This is a genomic window from Sphingobium sp. TomTYG65, from assembly GCF_055395525.1.
In genome coordinates, this window is the sequence record NZ_AP027332.1 from 141,089 (window position 1) to 157,568 (window position 16,480).

The 16,480-nt window shown below is 58.1% G+C and carries 13 protein-coding genes and 1 pseudogene; 10 read left to right on the forward strand and 4 right to left on the reverse strand.

Features of this window, described 5'->3' with window-relative positions:
• Positions 1 to 51 precede the first annotated feature (51 nt).
• The 4 genes from ACZ5Y5_RS20300 to ACZ5Y5_RS20315 all read left to right on the forward strand — a co-directional run bounded on the left by ACZ5Y5_RS20300 (position 52) and on the right by ACZ5Y5_RS20315 (position 5,053).
• A complete protein-coding gene (locus tag ACZ5Y5_RS20300) occupies positions 52 to 2,421 on the forward strand; it encodes a membrane-bound PQQ-dependent dehydrogenase, glucose/quinate/shikimate family (protein ID WP_464811892.1) in 2,370 nt (789 codons plus the stop codon).
• A 28-nt stretch (positions 2,422 to 2,449) separates the two neighbouring features.
• Positions 2,450 to 2,767, forward strand: coding sequence for a 2Fe-2S iron-sulfur cluster-binding protein (locus ACZ5Y5_RS20305; protein ID WP_464811893.1), 318 nt, complete (start codon positions 2,450 to 2,452; stop codon positions 2,765 to 2,767).
• A gap of 68 nt (positions 2,768 to 2,835) precedes the next feature.
• Positions 2,836 to 3,222 carry a nuclear transport factor 2 family protein gene (locus ACZ5Y5_RS20310; protein ID WP_464811894.1) on the forward strand — a complete coding sequence of 129 codons (387 nt, stop codon included), beginning with the start codon at positions 2,836 to 2,838 and terminating at the stop codon, positions 3,220 to 3,222.
• 1,021 nt (positions 3,223 to 4,243) lie between these two features.
• Positions 4,244 to 5,053 (forward strand): IS5 family transposase, encoded by an 810-nt coding sequence (locus ACZ5Y5_RS20315; RefSeq protein WP_464811895.1) that lies wholly within the window; start codon positions 4,244 to 4,246, stop codon positions 5,051 to 5,053.
• Between the two features lie 63 nt (positions 5,054 to 5,116).
• Here the strand turns inward: ACZ5Y5_RS20315 and ACZ5Y5_RS20320 are convergent, their stop codons facing one another.
• Entirely contained in the window at positions 5,117 to 5,620 is a 504-nt protein-coding gene (locus tag ACZ5Y5_RS20320; RefSeq protein ID WP_464811896.1) for a nuclear transport factor 2 family protein, read from the reverse strand.
• 369 nt (positions 5,621 to 5,989) lie between these two features.
• Between ACZ5Y5_RS20320 and ACZ5Y5_RS20325 the strand changes: the two genes are divergently transcribed.
• The 6 genes from ACZ5Y5_RS20325 to ACZ5Y5_RS20350 all read left to right on the forward strand — a co-directional run bounded on the left by ACZ5Y5_RS20325 (position 5,990) and on the right by ACZ5Y5_RS20350 (position 13,627).
• Positions 5,990 to 7,075, forward strand: a complete 1,086-nt coding sequence (locus ACZ5Y5_RS20325) for an alkene reductase (protein ID WP_464811897.1) — start codon at positions 5,990 to 5,992, stop codon at positions 7,073 to 7,075.
• Positions 7,076 to 7,410: 335 nt separating this feature from the next.
• The gene (locus ACZ5Y5_RS20330) at positions 7,411 to 7,998 is read left to right on the forward strand and encodes a TetR/AcrR family transcriptional regulator (protein WP_464811898.1); all 588 of its coding nucleotides are present in this window, start codon (positions 7,411 to 7,413) and stop codon (positions 7,996 to 7,998) included.
• A gap of 360 nt (positions 7,999 to 8,358) precedes the next feature.
• Positions 8,359 to 8,895 (forward strand): RNA polymerase sigma factor, encoded by a 537-nt coding sequence (locus tag ACZ5Y5_RS20335; protein WP_464811899.1) that lies wholly within the window; start codon positions 8,359 to 8,361, stop codon positions 8,893 to 8,895.
• Positions 8,885 to 9,865, forward strand: coding sequence for a FecR family protein (locus ACZ5Y5_RS20340; RefSeq protein WP_464811900.1), 981 nt, complete (start codon positions 8,885 to 8,887; stop codon positions 9,863 to 9,865). The genes ACZ5Y5_RS20335 and ACZ5Y5_RS20340 overlap by 11 nt, the downstream gene beginning before the upstream one ends.
• Positions 9,866 to 10,110: 245 nt before the next feature.
• Positions 10,111 to 12,471, forward strand: coding sequence for a TonB-dependent receptor (locus tag ACZ5Y5_RS20345; protein ID WP_464811901.1), 2,361 nt, complete (start codon positions 10,111 to 10,113; stop codon positions 12,469 to 12,471).
• Complete coding sequence (locus tag ACZ5Y5_RS20350; protein WP_464811902.1) at positions 12,458 to 13,627, forward strand: tyrosine-protein phosphatase; 1,170 nt, start codon at positions 12,458 to 12,460, stop codon at positions 13,625 to 13,627. The genes ACZ5Y5_RS20345 and ACZ5Y5_RS20350 overlap by 14 nt, the downstream gene beginning before the upstream one ends.
• Before the next feature lie 305 nt (positions 13,628 to 13,932).
• Here ACZ5Y5_RS20350 and ACZ5Y5_RS20355 read toward each other — a convergent pair.
• The 3 genes and pseudogenes from ACZ5Y5_RS20355 to ACZ5Y5_RS20365 all read right to left on the reverse strand — a co-directional run bounded on the left by ACZ5Y5_RS20355 (position 13,933) and on the right by ACZ5Y5_RS20365 (position 16,470).
• Positions 13,933 to 14,995, reverse strand: a pseudogene (locus ACZ5Y5_RS20355) (IS630 family transposase).
• Positions 14,996 to 15,133: 138 nt separating this feature from the next.
• On the reverse strand, positions 15,134 to 15,775 hold the full coding sequence (locus ACZ5Y5_RS20360; protein ID WP_464811903.1) for a DsbA family protein: 642 nt from the start codon (positions 15,773 to 15,775) through the stop codon (positions 15,134 to 15,136).
• A complete protein-coding gene (locus ACZ5Y5_RS20365) occupies positions 15,772 to 16,470 on the reverse strand; it encodes a glutathione binding-like protein (RefSeq protein ID WP_464811904.1) in 699 nt (232 codons plus the stop codon). The genes ACZ5Y5_RS20360 and ACZ5Y5_RS20365 overlap by 4 nt, the downstream gene beginning before the upstream one ends.
• Positions 16,471 to 16,480 lie beyond the last annotated feature (10 nt).

Here is a 16,480-nt window from a genome sequence, read left to right on the forward strand (position 1 = left end):
TTTCTTGAGAAGGCCGATTCAAGCATGACGATGAAAAACGGTGCCCGGTCGATGCTGGGCTTCAGATTCTATGCCGGATTAATCGGCCTTCTCGGTCTTGCCCTCATCCTTCAAGGGGTGGACCTGCTTCGTTTCGGAGGAACACCCTATTATCTCGTGGCCGGGCTGGGACTGGTCGCCATAGCCATTGCAAGCTGGCGCGGGCGCTGGGCAGGTGCGGTCGGTTATGCGCTATTCCTTTGGGCGACGATCATCTGGGCCATCTGGGAAGTCGGCTTCCGTGGATGGCCGCTGATGCCGCGGCTGGGGCTGTTTCTTCTGCTGGCATTGCCCCCGCTTTTCTGGGCCTTGCGGGACCGGCTTACCGGCCGGGCGCCGCGCCGCTGGAAAAAGGCTGCGGTAGCTGGGACGGTGGCGGCCATCCTTCTGGGGGGCGTGCTGAACATGGTCGCGCAGAGCCCCATCGTCGATCCGGTGTTCGGTCGAGGCGTCGCGTCGGCCGCAGCCCCGGTGCGCAACGCGCTTGCGACGCGACTGGGCGGCGACTGGCTGAATTACGGCAATGATGCAGGTGGCGCGCGTTTCAGCCCGCTGGACCAGCTCAATCCATCGAATATCGGCAAGATGGACGTCGCGTGGAAATTCCAGACCGGCCCCGGCATCGACGGACAATTTGGCAATCTGGAGGTCACGCCGCTCAAGGTCGGCGACATGCTCTATGCCTGTACTGCCTATAGCGACGTGATCGCGATCGACGCGGAAACCGGGCATCAGGTCTGGCGGTGGGCTTCCAATATCGACCGCAAGGGCTTTGGCTATAATAATTGTCGCGGCGTCGCCTATCATGTGGTGCCAGGCGCGACCGGCGCCTGCGCGAAACGGATCATCCACGCGACGCTGGACGCACATCTTGTCGCGCTCGACGCGCTGACCGGCAAGCCTTGCGAAGATTTCGGCGACAAGGGCCGCGTGTCACTTGCCACCGGCATGGGCAAGCTGGATCCAGGCTATTATTTCGTGACCTCCGCACCGACAATCGTGCGCGGTCGCGTGGTCGTGGGCGGCTGGGTCGCGGACGGGCAATATTGGGGCGAACCATCGGGCGTCATCCGCGCCTTCGACGCTAAGTCAGGTGCTTTCGCCTGGGCGTTCGACATGGGACGTTCCGGCCAGACCGGTGAACCGGCCAAGGGCGAAACCTATACTAAGAGCACGCCCAACAGTTGGGCGCCGATGAGCGCCGACGAGGAACTGGGGCTGGTCTACGCCCCCACCGGCAATTCCGTGCCGGACTATTATGGCGGTAACCGGCGCCCGTTCGACGACAAATATTCGACCGCGGTGGTCGCGATCGATGCCGAAAAGGGCACGCCCCGCTGGGTGTATCAGACGGTGCATCACGACCTGTGGGATTATGACAACGCGTCGCAGCCTACGCTGGTGGACCTTCCCGTCGGCGGTGGCGTTCGAAAGGCCCTGGTACAGGCGACCAAGCGCGGCGAATTGTTCGTGCTGGACCGCGCCACCGGTAAGCCGATCTTTCCGGTGGAGGAACGCTCCGTGCCGCAAGCGGGCATCGTGCCCGGCGAGTGGCTTTCTCCTACCCAGCCCTTCTCCATCGGCATGCCATCGCTCACCGGGCCGAAGCTAGAGGAACGGATGATGTGGGGCCTGACGCCCTTCGACCAGCTGCTCTGCCGCACCGCATTCCGCAAGGCGCGTTATGAGGGGCCGTTTACACCTCCCGGACTTGACACCAACCTCGTCTATCCCGGCTATGGCGGCGGCATGAACTGGGGCAGCGTGTCGATCGACGCCGATCGCAAGCTGCTGATGGTCAACACGGTACGCATGGCCAACACTTCGCGCCTCATACCGCGGGCAGAGGCCAACAAAACGGGCGTAAAGGCGATGAGCTCCAACAGCCACAGCAATATCGCGGGTGTCGTGGCGCAAGCGAACACACCCTATGCCGCGGGGATCGCACCTTTCCTCAGCCCGCTGGGCGTGCCGTGTCAGGAACCTGACTATGGCTACCTGACTGCGATTGATCTTACCACTCAAAAGGTCGTTTGGACACAGAGGCTAGGTGATTCTCGCGGATCAGGCCCGCTTGGCATAGCATCGCGCCTGCCGCTGCCCATGGGCATGCCCAGCCTTGGTGGTTCGATCGTCACGCGTGGCGGGCTGACCTTCATGAGCGGTACAAGCGATGGCGTCTTTCGCGCCTTTGAAAGTACGACAGGTAAGCTAGTCTGGCAGAGCAAATTGCCCGCAGGCGGCAATGCTACGCCGATGACCTACCTGTCCAAAAAGAGCGGACGGCAGTTTGTGCTTATTGCCGCGGGTGGCCATTATGGCGTCCAAAGCAAACGCGGCGATTATCTTGTCGCATACGCGTTACCGACCTCACCCCTTTAACTTTTCACAAAATCCTTGGAAAAAACCTATGCCCATCCTGTTAGTCACAAGTCAGTCAGGTGAAGAAGCCAGTATCCAGGTCGCTGCCGGTCGATCAATCATGGAAACATTGCGTGATCATGGATATGATGAGCTACTGGCGTTGTGCGGTGGGGCCTGTTCCTGCGCAACCTGTCACGTCTATATCGATGCAGACAGCATGGCTGACTTCCCTGAGATGAGCGACGATGAAAGCGACTTGCTCGAAAGCTCCGATCACCGAAACGAATGGAGCCGCCTGTCCTGCCAATTAATCGTTGCCGAAAACGTTGAATGTGTGAGGGTCACGATCGCTCCTGCAGACTAAGGTGTATGTTAGCTCCCATATATTTACCGGGCGTAGGAAACTGATCCTGCGCGTCCAAGGAGATTTTCATGAATGAGGCTGAAACGCGGGCTGTCGTGCAAAAGCTTTTCGACTCGGTCGAACAGGGTAATTTAAGCGCTGTCGCCGAGGTTTATGCCGAAAATATTATTGTCTGGCACAATAATGATCAGGTCGAGCAGACGAAAGCAGAAAACCTAACCGCTATAGCGGGCGCCATGGAACGGCTCGTTTCGCGCAGTTATGTCGACCGAAGGCTGAACATTTTCGATGGCGGATTCGTGCAGCAGCATCTTTTCATCGCGGTCCGCCCCGACGGACAGGTAATTGAGATGCCAGCGGTCGTGGTCGGCAAGGTCGCGGGTAGCCAAATCACGCGCATTGACGAATATTTCGAGGCAACGGCTTTGGCCCACCTGCGCGCGCCGCTTGCATAAGCAAGGCGCCGACACGCCAAGACGAGCCCATTGCGCTGCCGAATAAAGGTGAGGTGAATGGCATCGCGCAATTACATCAGTGTGCGGCAGCCATGGAAAGCTGTCGCACAAAGTTGCATTGAACAGTAAGTATGGCCGCGCAGTCGAGCCGATCGACGCGGGGTATCTTAGGAACGGGATCGTTCGATTCAAGATCAACGTTGCTCAAGGGATGACCGTCTTCGGCACCGACGAATTCACGGACGGGGGGCGGCTATTAATGCCGAGGCTGCGTTTTCATAAAGGACGGAACTGCCACCACGGGAAACGAGTGCGAGCAACCGCAATTCTGTTGGCATCCGGTCCGCGTTGAAGGAGCGTGATCTAATGCCGAGCCCTGGAAAGCTTTTCTTTGCCGTGGTCTGGAACACTGCCGGCGTTTGCCGGGCTCGACCGGAATCAGCTCGAAGGTTGGATCGGCCGGTGCATTTCTCGCGCCAGGGCTGGGTGGATTGGTTGTTGATAGTTCACCGGCTCGAAAGACGCCGGTCGATTGAATTTACTGTCACCGATTTCTTCCGAGGTCGTCACTGCCACGTTGGAAATTGGCGCAGCGAATATTTCGATATTGAGTGACGCGAGAGTGACTGATATGAATGAGCGCATTACCTGTTCGATCGCCCAGACGCTTGAGGAACATATGCTCGCGTCGATTGAGTGTGATTGACATTCAATCTTTTTATGAGATCGATCATGAGGTTAGCTGGCGTTGGAGCCCTCGATTTGCGTGAGGGTGAGAAGGGTTTTGGGGCGCCCTTACCCGCGCGCTGCTCCGCGCGATCACGCTGATAGCCCTCAAATGCTGGTCGCAAATTAGGCGGCGCTCGAGGCGCGTCAAAAGACTGGGAGGGTGTCCAAGAAGGGCTACGCAAGTCGAATTGCGGTCTGATTGCTGCCAAGTATGAAGCGGCACGCGCTTTGCAGGGGCGGGACGCTAGAGGCTGTTATGGACTTGAGAGTCTGAGTAGATTCAAAGGCTTGGATGGAACCTTGCCGTAAGCCTTATCCGTCTGACGTATCCGATGAAGAATGGTTGCTGATCGTGCCGTATCTGACGCTCCAGCGCGAGGATGCGGGTCAGCGCGAGCATAGCCTGCGCGAAGTATTCAACGGCCTGCGCTATATCGTGAAGACGGGCGCGCCATGGCGCTGGATGCCGAACGATCTGCCGCCCTGGGCAGCGGTCTATCAGCAGACGCAGCGCTGGCTGGCAGCGGGCTGCTTCGAGGCGCTGGTGGACGATTTGCGCGCCGTGCTGCGGCTGGCTGCGGGACGCGCCGCTGAACCCAGTGCCGCCATCATCGACAGCCGGACGCTGCGTTCCACACCCGAGAGTGGTGAGCGTGCCGGCTATGACGGCGGCAAGCGCAAGAAGGGATCCAAGCTCCACATGGCGGTCGATACGCTGGGCCATCTGCTCGCGCTGCATGTGACATCGGCCAGCGCCGAGGATCGTGGCGAAGTCGAACGGCTCGCCCGAACCATGCAGGCCGTCACCGGCGACACGATCGACATCGCCTATGTCGATCAGGGCTATACCGGCGCGCGCGCCGCCAATGCCGCAGCCGCCCATGGCATCACTCTGGAAGTCATCAAGCTGCCCGAGGCAAAACGCGGCTTCGTGCTCCTGCCGCGCCGCTGGGTCGTCGAGCGATCATTCGCATGGGCAACCCGCTTCCGTCGCCTCGTCAAAGACTATGAACGATACGCCCAAACACTCGCCGGACTGCATGTCGTCGCCTTCGCATGCATCATGATGAAGCAGGCTGCCGCCATCGCCGCTGGCTCATAACAGCCTCTAGGCAGATAATGAGCGCTATCGTCTACATTAAGGCAAGCCCTTCAATCGCCCATATCATCCCGCCCAGTCAGATGTCGGATATTCGCCATCCATCCGCAGGCGGGACAATCGCATAAAGGCGATTTGCCAGCGCCCGTCGCGCTTGATATAGTCCTCATGATAAAATCCGTGGCCGTTTAGCGTTCGCGTCCCGTCGCTGATTATGTCGGACATAGGCCAGATGCCTCGCGCGCGCGTATCATCGAGGATTGTGATAGACGGGGCATGGCCCTGATGGACGGTCGTCCACCGACCCACCACATTTCGGGCTGCATCGAGTACATTGTCGCGGCCCCGGGTCACTCCCTCCACCTTTTCGCGCAGCGCAATGTCCAAGGGCTGATCGTCGGCTTTCGCCAGTCCATTAGCCATCGCGCGATCCGCGCGGAAATCTATGACGATGTCTTCGGCCAGCGTGGAACTGTACAGGTCCCAATCCTTTGTGTCGACTCCGATCCAGTAACTTGCTTTCATCGATCGGATGGCTTCGATTTCCGACAAACGCGTTAGCTCATCCATTTCTCTCTTCTCCAACGGCCCTCGTTCGATACTAAATCCTCGAACGCACATTATGCATACAACGTACCATCTCTCTCCTGTCTGTCAAGCGCTCGACCACGTCATGAAATGTGTGTAATTAGGGAGTTGCTGATGCGCTTTCGGGGGCAGCTTGACTCATTGCTCCATCCTATTGCATACATTTCTTAACGATCAGTGCGGTCGGTCAAAAGGATGATCCGGGGCAACATGCTCGCCGGCACAAAAAGGCACCGGCCTTGCAGATGCAATCCAGCGCCATGCGCATTGTCACTGCAGTGGTCTGAGGCCTCTCGCGGCACAGATAATCGAGGTGGCGGCGCTTCTTGCCAAGATAAGAGGAACTGAAACATGCCGACATTGTTTAGCCCAATTGAAATCGGCGGCGAACTCCTTCCGAACCGTATTTTCATGGCGCCGTGCACGCGAAATCGGGCGAATGATGATGAGGTGCCGACTTCGCTTATGGCAACCTATTACGGCCAGCGCGCGAGCGCGGGTCTTATCATTACCGAAGGCGTCAATCCCGAGCCGCGAGGCAGCGGCTACTATCGTGTGCCTGGCGCATACACCCTGGAGCATCAGGCCGGCTGGCGTCAAGTCGCGCGCACTGTGGCGCACGAAGGTGGGCGCATCTTTGCGCAGATTATGCATTGCGGCCGCTTATCTTTCCCTAAGTTGCAGCCGGATGGCGCGTTGCCGATTGCACCCTCCGCCGTCGCACCTGCACCGGACTTCCGGGGGATGAGTTTCAGCACGCCGAAGCCGAACGGGCCCTATCCCATGCCACGGGCGCTCGAAACGAACGAAATTGCAGGGCTCATCGACAGGTATGCCGATGCTGCACGGCTTCTTGTGAATGCCGGGATGAGTGGCGTAGAGCTTCACGCTGCGAGCGGCTATCTGCCGATGCAGTTTCTTTCATCGAACACTAACCTGCGTGAAGACCGTTATGGTGGATCAGTAGAAGGACGCGCACGCTTCGTGCTCGAATTGATCGATGCCGTGAGCGGGGCGATCGGAGCCGGGCGCGTGGCAATCAAACTGTCCCCAGCGTTTCGCTTCCATGACGTGCATGATGATGATCCTACTGCGCTTTACGCTTATGTCGCACGTATGCTGTCCGATCGTGGACTGGCATATGTGCAGGTGTCCGATTATGGGGATTATTACAGCTACCCAGGAATCGATCCGATCGGTTTAGTGCGGTCAGCCTACAATGGTACGCTTGTCGCAAATGGCGGTTTCGACGCGCGCGCGGCACAATCGCTAATAGGCGAGGGTAAAGCGGACGCGGTGGCGTTTGGTACTGCCTTCATCGCAAATCCAGATCTTCCCAGACGCTTTCTGCAAAGAGAAAAGCTGAATGAAGTGGATCCTTCGACATTTTATATTGGAGAAGAAATTGGTTACATTGACTACCCATTTTTAGATTAAAGCGAGTAGCCCTTTGTTTTTGAAAGCCCCTAGATTTCTGGACGCCTTGGGTTCTAATTTTGAGGACCGGAGCGATGACAGGGAAGCCCTATTTCAGTGATGAGTTCAAGCGTGATACGGTGGTCGAGATTACGGAGCTGATACGCCAAAACGTACCCGGCCTAAACCCGACGTCAGTGATGCCGTCTGATTGCAGCGCCTTCACTGCTATGGGTTGTTGCGGGGGTTATATATGTCGCCACGAGGTATAAGCCGCATATCCGATCCACAGGCGCACTTGCATCAAAATTCAAGCTCGCTAGGATAAATGCAAGATAGAAGGGGTTTGAGGCAGAGTGCGTAGTATCCGTAGCAGCCTGACGTGCGCGCAGGTTGCGCAATCAGCCGAACGTTGTTTCAAGCGCTTCGGTGTGCATCGCACGTCGATGGTTGACATAGCTGACGAGCTCGGCGTTTCCCGTCAAACCCTCTATCGGCTCTTCGATAGCCGAACTACACTGCTAGAATTCATCGCGAACAAGCGGATTGTTAAGCTGGGAAAGAAACTCAAATTGGAATTCGAGCAATTCGAAAATTTAGAGACTGCCCTGGTTGAAGGATCCATGATCGCTTTAGAATCCCGGCATAGCGATTCGCTCTTGGAAGAAATATTCGAACACAGCGACGACCATGGCTTTGAGCAGTTCCGATTTCGTGGTTCACCTGAAATTCAATCATCCATGCTACAAATTTGGTCACCATTGATCGATAAGGCGAGGCGCGAAGATAAGTTGAGATCCGGATTGTCAAATGAAAGAGTTGTGGAATGGATAAGAAATATTCATGCAGTGGTTACTTTACGCAACGATTATAACAGTGAGGATCAGCGCCGACTCTTCAATGATTTCTTGATCCCTTCTATTCTTGTAGACGAATATTTATGATGGTACTGCTTTATAGCTGATTCCACTCATTCCGTTTATATCCGCACGATATGACATAATTGGCGCATTCGTCGGGTTGGGAGTATCGACGAGCTTTTCGATCAGGCCCAAAGCCCGCTGACGTTCGCTCGCCCGCTTTGCGCAGCATTGCCTTCTGCGGGGAGAAGGCAATCTCAATCGTGTTGTCGTGGCGGCTCTCCAGTCTTGATTCTTGTTAAGGCTTGTGATAGGAAAATCAGCCGTATGGGTTGCGCTCAAGTTTGGTGATGCACCCCTTGAGCAGGATGAATTTGTCTATTTGCCCCTGAAGCGAATGGCCGGGCACTAGCCGCATTCTGCCGTTCGCATCAATCATGCGCTTTGTCCGAAGATTTCTCCTCGCTCGTCTACCGAGAGAAGGGCAAACCAACAATCATGTCCACGGTGAGAGAGATGCTGCGAAAAGCCACCGCGACGCTTCGTCGTCGGGGTGTTTCTGCGGACGACGCAGAGGATTTTGTCCACGATGCGTTCGTCCGCATCAGTGAATATGAAAAAACGCAACAGATCCGATCAAGAGATGCCGTGCTTATCAAGACTGCCGTCAATATCTCGATTGACCATGCTCGCCGACAGGCTCGCCAGCCGTTCGCCTCGAAAAGGGGCGGCATTGAACTGGTGGAAGACAGTCAGCCGGGTCCGGATCAGGTCGCGGCGGCGCGAGCGCGTTTGGCGCGCACCTCTGCCGGGTTGAAGCAGATGAACGAAACGACGCGGCAGATCCTTCTCGCCCGCCGCCTAGACGGCCTTAGTGTGGCCGCCATCGCCGAGCGGGAAGGGATGTCTGTCGCGGCCGTGGAAAAGCAGATTTCCCGCGGCACCCTCTTTTTGATGAAATGGGTTGAAGGTGAGCAGTAGGAACCAACCCGATCCGCGAATAGACGCGCAGGCCGCGGCGTGGCTCGCGCGTCTGCAGACGCGGAACGAGCCCGTCACCGAACTGGCCTTCGCGGCATGGCTGCAGGAGAATGAACGGCATCGCGCCGCATTCGAACGCGCACGCGCCGTCTGGGACAGCATCCCTGAAGCGGCGATGCTGGAAGAAGAGGACGAGGTTCTCGTCCGCAAGACGCCCCGCCTGGTTGCGGCGGCGCTGGCCATCGCGGCAAGCATCATCCTGGCGGTCGCCATCGGCTTTTTCAGTCGCGACACCTCGCAGATTTATGAAACCGGCGTGGGCGAACGGGCGCGAATCGTGTTGATCGATGGGTCGCGGATCGACCTCAACACAAACAGCAAGGTCAGCGTTCAGTATGGCGATGGCTTCCGCCGGGTGCGATTGGACCGGGGCGAAGCCATGTTCGACGTAGCGAAAGACCGCCAACACCCGTTTCTGGTGGCGAGCCGCGACAAGGAAGTGCGGGCACTCGGCACGAGCTTCCTCGTTCGCCGATACGCGCGAATGACAGTGGTCACGCTGGCCGAAGGCAAGGTTGAGATTGCGCGCAACGACCGGGGCCGCCGCGTCAGGCTGGCACTGCTTCGATCGGGCGATCGCGCGACGATGATCGATGATGCCGAAACGGTCCTGGATCGGCCATCGATAGAAATTGCCACGGCCTGGCGAAATGGCGAGGTGATGTTCGAGGACGCATCGCTGCTGGACGCGGTACAAGAATTGAACCGTTACGCGACCTCCTCTTCGATCGTGCTTGATCCGTCCATCGCCGGCCTGCGCATTTCCGGCATATTCCGCACGGGCCAGTTGCGCGAATTTGCCCTCGCGGCCAAAACGCTGCACGGCCTGAGACTGGAGCAGAACGGATCGACGCTGCTCCTGCTGCCCGGATCTTCGATCCGTAGCGTTCAGGACAAAAAAATTTCGTGACCGACTTGTCCGAATGTCCTGGCCTGCACGTCTTATCTTAAGACGACGAGTTCGTCAGAGACAGAACAATATCTGGGGGATGGAAGATGGGGCTTTTCCAGCAGAGAAACTTGTACGCTACCGCCGGAATTTTGGCGGCATCTTGCGCTTTAAGCAGTCCTGCATATGCTCAGGCTGTATTTAATATAGACTTGCCGAGCCAGGACTTGGCGGTGACGCTTCGTGCTATTGGCGCCAGGATGCATGTGAATATCGCGTTCCTGCCCGAAGCCGTGCGCGGCCGGGTCGCTCCCCCCCTCAAGGGAGGATATTCCCCCACAGAAGCGATCGCGTTGGCGCTGCGCAACAGCGGCCTTTCCGCCGTCCGCAGCGCTGCAGGGTCGTTCATGATCGTGCAGGCCCCCGCGCGCGTGGACCCGCAGCCTGTCAGCATCGCCCCGGTGCCCTCACCCGTGCGCGTCGCGCCAGCGCGGGTCGACAGCGCCCCGCCCGCAGCGCTCGAAGAGATTGTCGTCACGGCGCAGAAGCGGGTGGAAAATGTACAGGACACGCCTATCGCGATTTCGGTCCTCGGTTCTGACCAACTCGCCCAGCGCGGCATCACGGGCCTGGAGGATCTGGTCAGCGGGGCCGCGCCCTCGGTCAGGATCGCGCCGCAGGGCGGCCGACCTGCCACCACCCAGATCAGCATGAGAGGCGCAAGTGTCGGCGATCCCAGCCAGATCAGCCGCGACCAGGCCGTGGGCGTCTATGTTGACGGGGTCTATCTCGGCCGCGCTCAGGGTCTGGGCACCGAAATGTTCGATCTGGAACGGATCGAAGTCCTGAGGGGGCCGCAGGGCACGCTTTTCGGCCGAAATGCCGTGGGTGGCGCGCTGAACATCATTACCAAACGGCCCACCGGTATATGGGACGGATCGGTCACGGGGATGGTTGGCAATTTCGACCAGCATAAGCTCAAGGCGTCCCTTGACCTGCCAGAGATCGGCGGCATCAGCACCAAATTCGATGCCATATGGGCGGAGCGCGGCGGCTTTGTCGACAATCCGCAGCCCGGCGCCCGGGATTGGGGTGCGTTCCGGAAATGGGGCTTCCGTGCTCAGGCACAGTGGCGCCCGCTGCCAAATGTGGAACTCCATTATTCGTTCGACATCTCCCGCGCCCGCCAGGCGCCGATCTATACGCAGTTCAACAATATTTTACCCGGCGGCGTCCTTGCCCCCCTGTTCTCGATCGAAAGCGGACGGTCGACGACCGCGCGGCTGCCGGTCAATCTGGACTGGTCCGTGGCCAAGGTCGAAGGACATGCGCTCAATCTCAGCTGGGAAGTGTCAGATGACCTGACGCTGAAGTCGATCACGGCCTACCGGAAAATGTCGCAGACCCAAGATGACAATGACATGGGATACAGCATAAGATTTCAGCCCAACGGCAATCTTGCTCGGAAGAGCGCGTCCCAGTTCGGGCAGGATCAGTTCAGTGAAGAGCTTCAGGTCATAGGAAGCTCAGACCGTCTGAACTATGTTCTTGGTAGCTATTTCTTCACTGAAGATGCGCATGACAGTGCCTATGCCAGCTTCCTGTACCGATACAATGCGGACGGGTCGGGCTTCGTCATTCCCCCGCAGCCGATCGGCGGCTTGCCCCCGGACCGCGCGACGCAAAATCATGTGAAATCCTTTGCCCTGTTCGGCCAAATGACATGGACCCCGCCCATTGCAGGGGACGGCTTTCACCTGACTGGCGGCTTGCGCTATTCGAGGGACAGGAAGCATGGCAATGTCGATCTGCTGCGCGGATTGCCTTCCACGCTTGCCTACCGGTTCGCGTCCGAGCGGCTCGACCCCACGATCACGGCCGCCTATGATCTGAGCGACAGCATCAATGCCTATGTAAAATATGCCGTAGCGTATCGCGCGGGGGGCGCCAACGAAAGGTCGGCGACTTTCCGGTCCTTCCGCGAAGAGGAAGCGCGCAGCTGGGAAGTGGGATTGAAGTCGGAATTTCTTGATCGTCGTGTCCGCTTCAACCTGGCCGCCTTCAGCGTGGGCTATCATGGATTGCTGGTCGACTTCCTCAACCCGGCCAATCTGTCGGCAAGCGAGACGCTGAACGCCGGTGTGGCCCGGGTTAAGGGCATAGAGGTTGACCTGATGCTGGCCCCGGTGCGCGGCCTGCTGATCAATTTCAGCCATTCCTATATCGACGCCAATGTTCCGCCCCAGCTCAATCCCTTCACCGGGTTGCCGCAACATGTGATCATACCCAACACGCCCCGGAACGCCGGTTCAGCCAGTGTGACCTACCGTGTCCCGCTAGGCGATGCGTCGCTGGTGGCACATGTCGATGGCAATTATTCGGGCAGCCAGTTCCCCAACAGCAGCAATATCGCCAAGACCGACAAATATCTGATTATCAACGGTCGGCTGACTCTTGCGGATCTGGGCCTGAACCAGGGGCCCAAGTTGAACCTGTCCCTATTCGGGAAGAATATCTTCAATCGCCGGGCACAAGTGTTCAGGATCTATACCGCGTCGAACACGCAGGACATCGTGTCCCTCATGGATCCAAGAACGTTCGGCATCGAAGCCAATGTCAAATTCTAAGGCACGGCTGGTGATCGAAAAATCCTGTATCGCACTATCCGTCCTGGCGTGTCTGGCAGGGATTTCCGACGGCGCAGCGGCTGCTGCGTCGCCGGACGCGGCCTCCCGGCCCGCGCTTTCATCCAACTCTATCCCGTTCGTCCGCGCCGAGGCGGTACATGAAGCGGCCAAGAAGGGGACGCGGATATATTGGTCCGCGCCCGGCAGTGGCGATGTGGCCATATATGCGCTGGACCGGCCCGACCGGCAGGGCAGGCGAAGGCTGGTAGCGAGGGCCGGCGCTACAGGCGCAATCCTTGCCGCCGACCGGGATCGAGGCGGGCGTCGATATTTCGAACTTGTTCCTCGCCATGGCAAGAGCCTGATAATCGCCGAACGGAGCCTGGAGCTGGCAACGGCGCCGAACTTCCGCGATATCGGCGGATACCGGACGTCAGACGGGCGATGGGTGGCGGTCGGAAGGCTCTATCGTTCCGATCAGATGGATATGCTGGATCATCATGATCTCGCTGCCATCGGCGGGCTCAACCTGGGGCTTGTCATAGATTTGCGCACCGATGGAGAACGGGCGCGCGGAGCCGATCGCCTCCCCTCTGGTGCCGCGGGCCTGGTCATCGACGTTCTGGCTGGCGACAATGAGGCTGCGGACGTCCACGCGGTCGAAAAGATCGCGCGGTCCGGCAACGCCGAAGCAGCCCTTCAGACGGCCTACCGCAAATTCGTCGACTCATCCGATGCCAAGGCAGGCTTTGCGCGGCTGCTGACAACGCTCGGCCACATCCCGTCGGGGACCGCGGCGGTATATCATTGCACGGCGGGGAAGGACCGGACCGGCTGGGCCACCGCGGTCATTCTGACACTGCTGGGCGTTCCACGCGAAACCGTGATCCAGGATTATCTGCAGAGCAACAAGGCCCTCAGTTCAAAGAATGAGCGCGTCTATATGGCCGCGGCCAAGCGCAATGACCCCATACCCAAAGCGCTTCTGGAAACGGTGCTTGGCGTCCGACGAAGTTATATCGAAGCGGCCTTCGGGGAGGTCGAAAGGGAATATGGATCATTCGAGGCCTATAGGGAACGAGCCCTCAAACTGAACGCTGTACATGTAGCGGATATGAAGGCGCGGTTTTTGGTTGGAGATCCGATCAGCGAATAGATGCTTTCGCTGCTACTTTGCCTGGGATTGATTGTCCCCGCGCGCGCACCATGTGGCGCCGTAGTTGATCCCGTTCGCAAGTGAAGGCTGGCAGTAACGTACGACGCTAGCGGATGCGGATTGGCAAAACGACCTAAATGGGTTGAGCCTCTTCTCAGCTGTCAAATGATCCTTTAATTGCGAGTTCAAGTCAAGTCCGTTTTACTCCTTGTACCGGATGGGTCCTTTTCGAAATCCTAACTTCAGCCACAAAGCGCCTTAGCATCAGCAACGTGGGAAATTGGAATTATACCAGCCTGCATTGATCACGACCCACGTGCCCATTTTCGGCGTCCGATTGTCATGATGCGCCACGGCTGATCGACCAGCCGGTTCCAAGCCTCGCAGCAAAGGTCGATGATGTTGTCGTGGGCTGTGAAGATCCGGTTGGACAGCCAGTTATCGCGCATGAACTGCCAGATATTTTCGACCGGATTGAGTTCCGGGCATTTCGGCGGCAGCGGAACGATGCTGATATTTTCGGGCACTTCCAGCTTTCCGGTCATATGCCACCCAGCTTGATCCATTAACAGCACGCCGTGGGCGCCCGGTTCGATGGCGAGCGATATTTCCGTCAGATGCAGCGACATGGTCTGGGTATGCAAAAGGGTAAGATCAGGCCAGCGCCCTTGCCAAGCTCAGGGCAAATGGCCCCGAAGATGTAGGCCGATTTGGTCCTCTGATCCTTGGGCGCGGAGGGCCGGGTGCCGCGCCTCGCCCAACGGCGGGTAATCTTGTTCTTCTGGCCGATACGGGCCTCGTCCTGGAACCAGACCTCTATCGGCGTGCCGCGCGGGAGGGCGGCTTTGATCTTTGCCAGCTCGGCTGCAAAGCCCCCTTTTTGAAGTCCTCCATCGCATATTCGTTCTGGGCATGATGGCGCGGACGCGCCGTCAGTTTGACATAGCCAAGCTTCTTCAGTTCCCGCCCCACGGTCGTTTCCGTCAGGGACACGCCAAACTCGTCATGGAGCCACCGCGCCAGGTCGATCAGCCGCCAGCGCACAACACCATGGATCGCCGGGATCGGGCCGCTTTCAACTATCTTCGCAAGAGCCTGGCGCTGGGTATCATTCAACAAAGGGGGCTTGCCTGGCGCCTTCCCGTCGAGGAGTCCGTCCGGACCCTGGGCATTGAACCGAACCACCCAGTCGCGCACGATCTGCAACGTCACGCCGCCGATACGCGCGGCATCGCTTCGGCGCCCACCATCATAAATTTCCGCCAATGCCAGCAGCCGCCGGCCCTGGTTCGCGCTCCTTGTCGCGCGCGCCAGTCGCCTCAAGCCCACCGCGTCAAAGTCATTCCGCAATCCGATCGCTGCACCCATCGCCATGCCCTCCAACGGGCAGCCATAGATTCAGAAATTTATTGCCTTGGGAATCCCCCTCGTGAGTCAACATCACTGGAGGTTGGTATTATGCGATGCCTCATAACCGCATAAAGGTGGACATTTCGTATTTCCAACTCACCCGATCGAAATTGGAGCCGACTCAATCAGCTCCGCCAATATTCTTTGCCGAACGAGTGGAATTTGATCATTGCCGAAGTAAATGAAACTGCGGTTGACAAAAATCATCGGTGATCCGAAAGCCCCCCGATCTATTGCCTCTTGCGTATTCGTACGTAAAGCTGCCTTGATTTCTTCGGATTTCGATCGGTCAAGTATCGCTCTGCCATCTAATCCACATTCCGTTGCTATAGTGACGAGCGTCTCTGGATCGTCCAAATTGCGCTTTTCTCCGAAATAGGCTTCGAAAGCGGCAGTGCAAAAGCGATGCAATTGGTGCTGATCATGCGCTAGTGCGCAACAGAAACGCATCGGCGTCACTGCCTTCAGCGGATGATGGCGAGAAGGGAAATTCATCGACACGTCGGCCAGCTTCGCCCATTCCTTAAGCCACTTGTAGACGTTCCGGTTCTTCGGGCTGTCGGGGTTGGCCCGCCCTTCATAAACTGTGTCGTTCACGGCGTTGAACACACCGCCTACCAGGAAAGGTCGCCAAATGATCCGGGCGCCGGTCTCCTGGATGATAGGTTGGATGTTGTGAAATGCTATCCGCGTCCAGGGGGACGAGAGATCGAAAAAAAATTCCACCTCGGCAGTCATATTGACTTTTCCTCAATGCCGAACAGAGCTTTGCGCGCTTCGGCGTCGTCCTGCGGTCGCCGAACGATATGCTTCCTGCCCAGATCCATGCCCTTGCGCAGCAACGGCCGTTCCTTCAATCGTTCATACCAGCGACGCAGGTGCCCATGCGCCTCAAGATCGATTTCCTGCGCTTTGTAGGTCTGAACCCAAGGGAAGGTCGCCATGTCGGCGATGCTATATTCATGGCCGGCCAGATAGGGAGTTTCCGCCAGCCGCCGGTCCAGCACGCCGTAAAGGCGCAGCGTCTCGCGATGATAGCGCTCCGTCGCATAGGCGATCCGCTCGGGTGCATAGAGCTTAAAATGGCCATGCTGCCCCAGCATCGGGCCGAGGCCGCCGACCTGCCAGAAGAGCCATTCCAGGACTGATTTCCGTTCCCGGATATCGTGGGGCATGAACCTGCCGGTCTTTTCCGCGAGGTAGATCAGGATGGCGCCGGTCTCGAAGATCGAGATTGGTTCGCCGTCATCGGCCGGTGCGCGATCGACGATGGCCGGGATCTTGTTGTTGGGGCTGATGCGCAGAAAGTCGGGCGCGAACTGTTCGCCCTTGCCGATGTGGACCCAACGCACGTCATAGGGAAGTTCGCACTCCTCCAGCATGATGGAGATTTTCCAGCCATTGGGGGTCGGCGCGGTGAACAGATCGATCATGAAGCTGCGC

Excerpts from the sequence above, each read along its gene's own strand:
- ACZ5Y5_RS20365 (WP_464811904.1), bottom strand. The coding sequence starts at position 16,470 with ATGATCGATCTGTTCACCGCGCCGACCCCCAATGGCTGGAAAATCTCC.
- ACZ5Y5_RS20360 (WP_464811903.1), bottom strand. The coding sequence starts at position 15,775 with ATGACTGCCGAGGTGGAATTTTTTTTCGATCTCTCGTCCCCCTGGACG.
- ACZ5Y5_RS20300 (WP_464811892.1), top strand. The coding sequence starts at position 52 with ATGCTGGGCTTCAGATTCTATGCCGGATTAATCGGCCTTCTCGGTCTT.
- ACZ5Y5_RS20325 (WP_464811897.1), top strand. The coding sequence starts at position 5,990 with ATGCCGACATTGTTTAGCCCAATTGAAATCGGCGGCGAACTCCTTCCG.
- ACZ5Y5_RS20310 (WP_464811894.1), top strand. The coding sequence starts at position 2,836 with ATGAATGAGGCTGAAACGCGGGCTGTCGTGCAAAAGCTTTTCGACTCG.
- ACZ5Y5_RS20350 (WP_464811902.1), top strand. The coding sequence starts at position 12,458 with ATGTCAAATTCTAAGGCACGGCTGGTGATCGAAAAATCCTGTATCGCA.
- ACZ5Y5_RS20305 (WP_464811893.1), top strand. The coding sequence starts at position 2,450 with ATGCCCATCCTGTTAGTCACAAGTCAGTCAGGTGAAGAAGCCAGTATC.
- ACZ5Y5_RS20320 (WP_464811896.1), bottom strand. The coding sequence starts at position 5,620 with ATGGATGAGCTAACGCGTTTGTCGGAAATCGAAGCCATCCGATCGATG.
- ACZ5Y5_RS20315 (WP_464811895.1), top strand. The coding sequence starts at position 4,244 with ATGGAACCTTGCCGTAAGCCTTATCCGTCTGACGTATCCGATGAAGAA.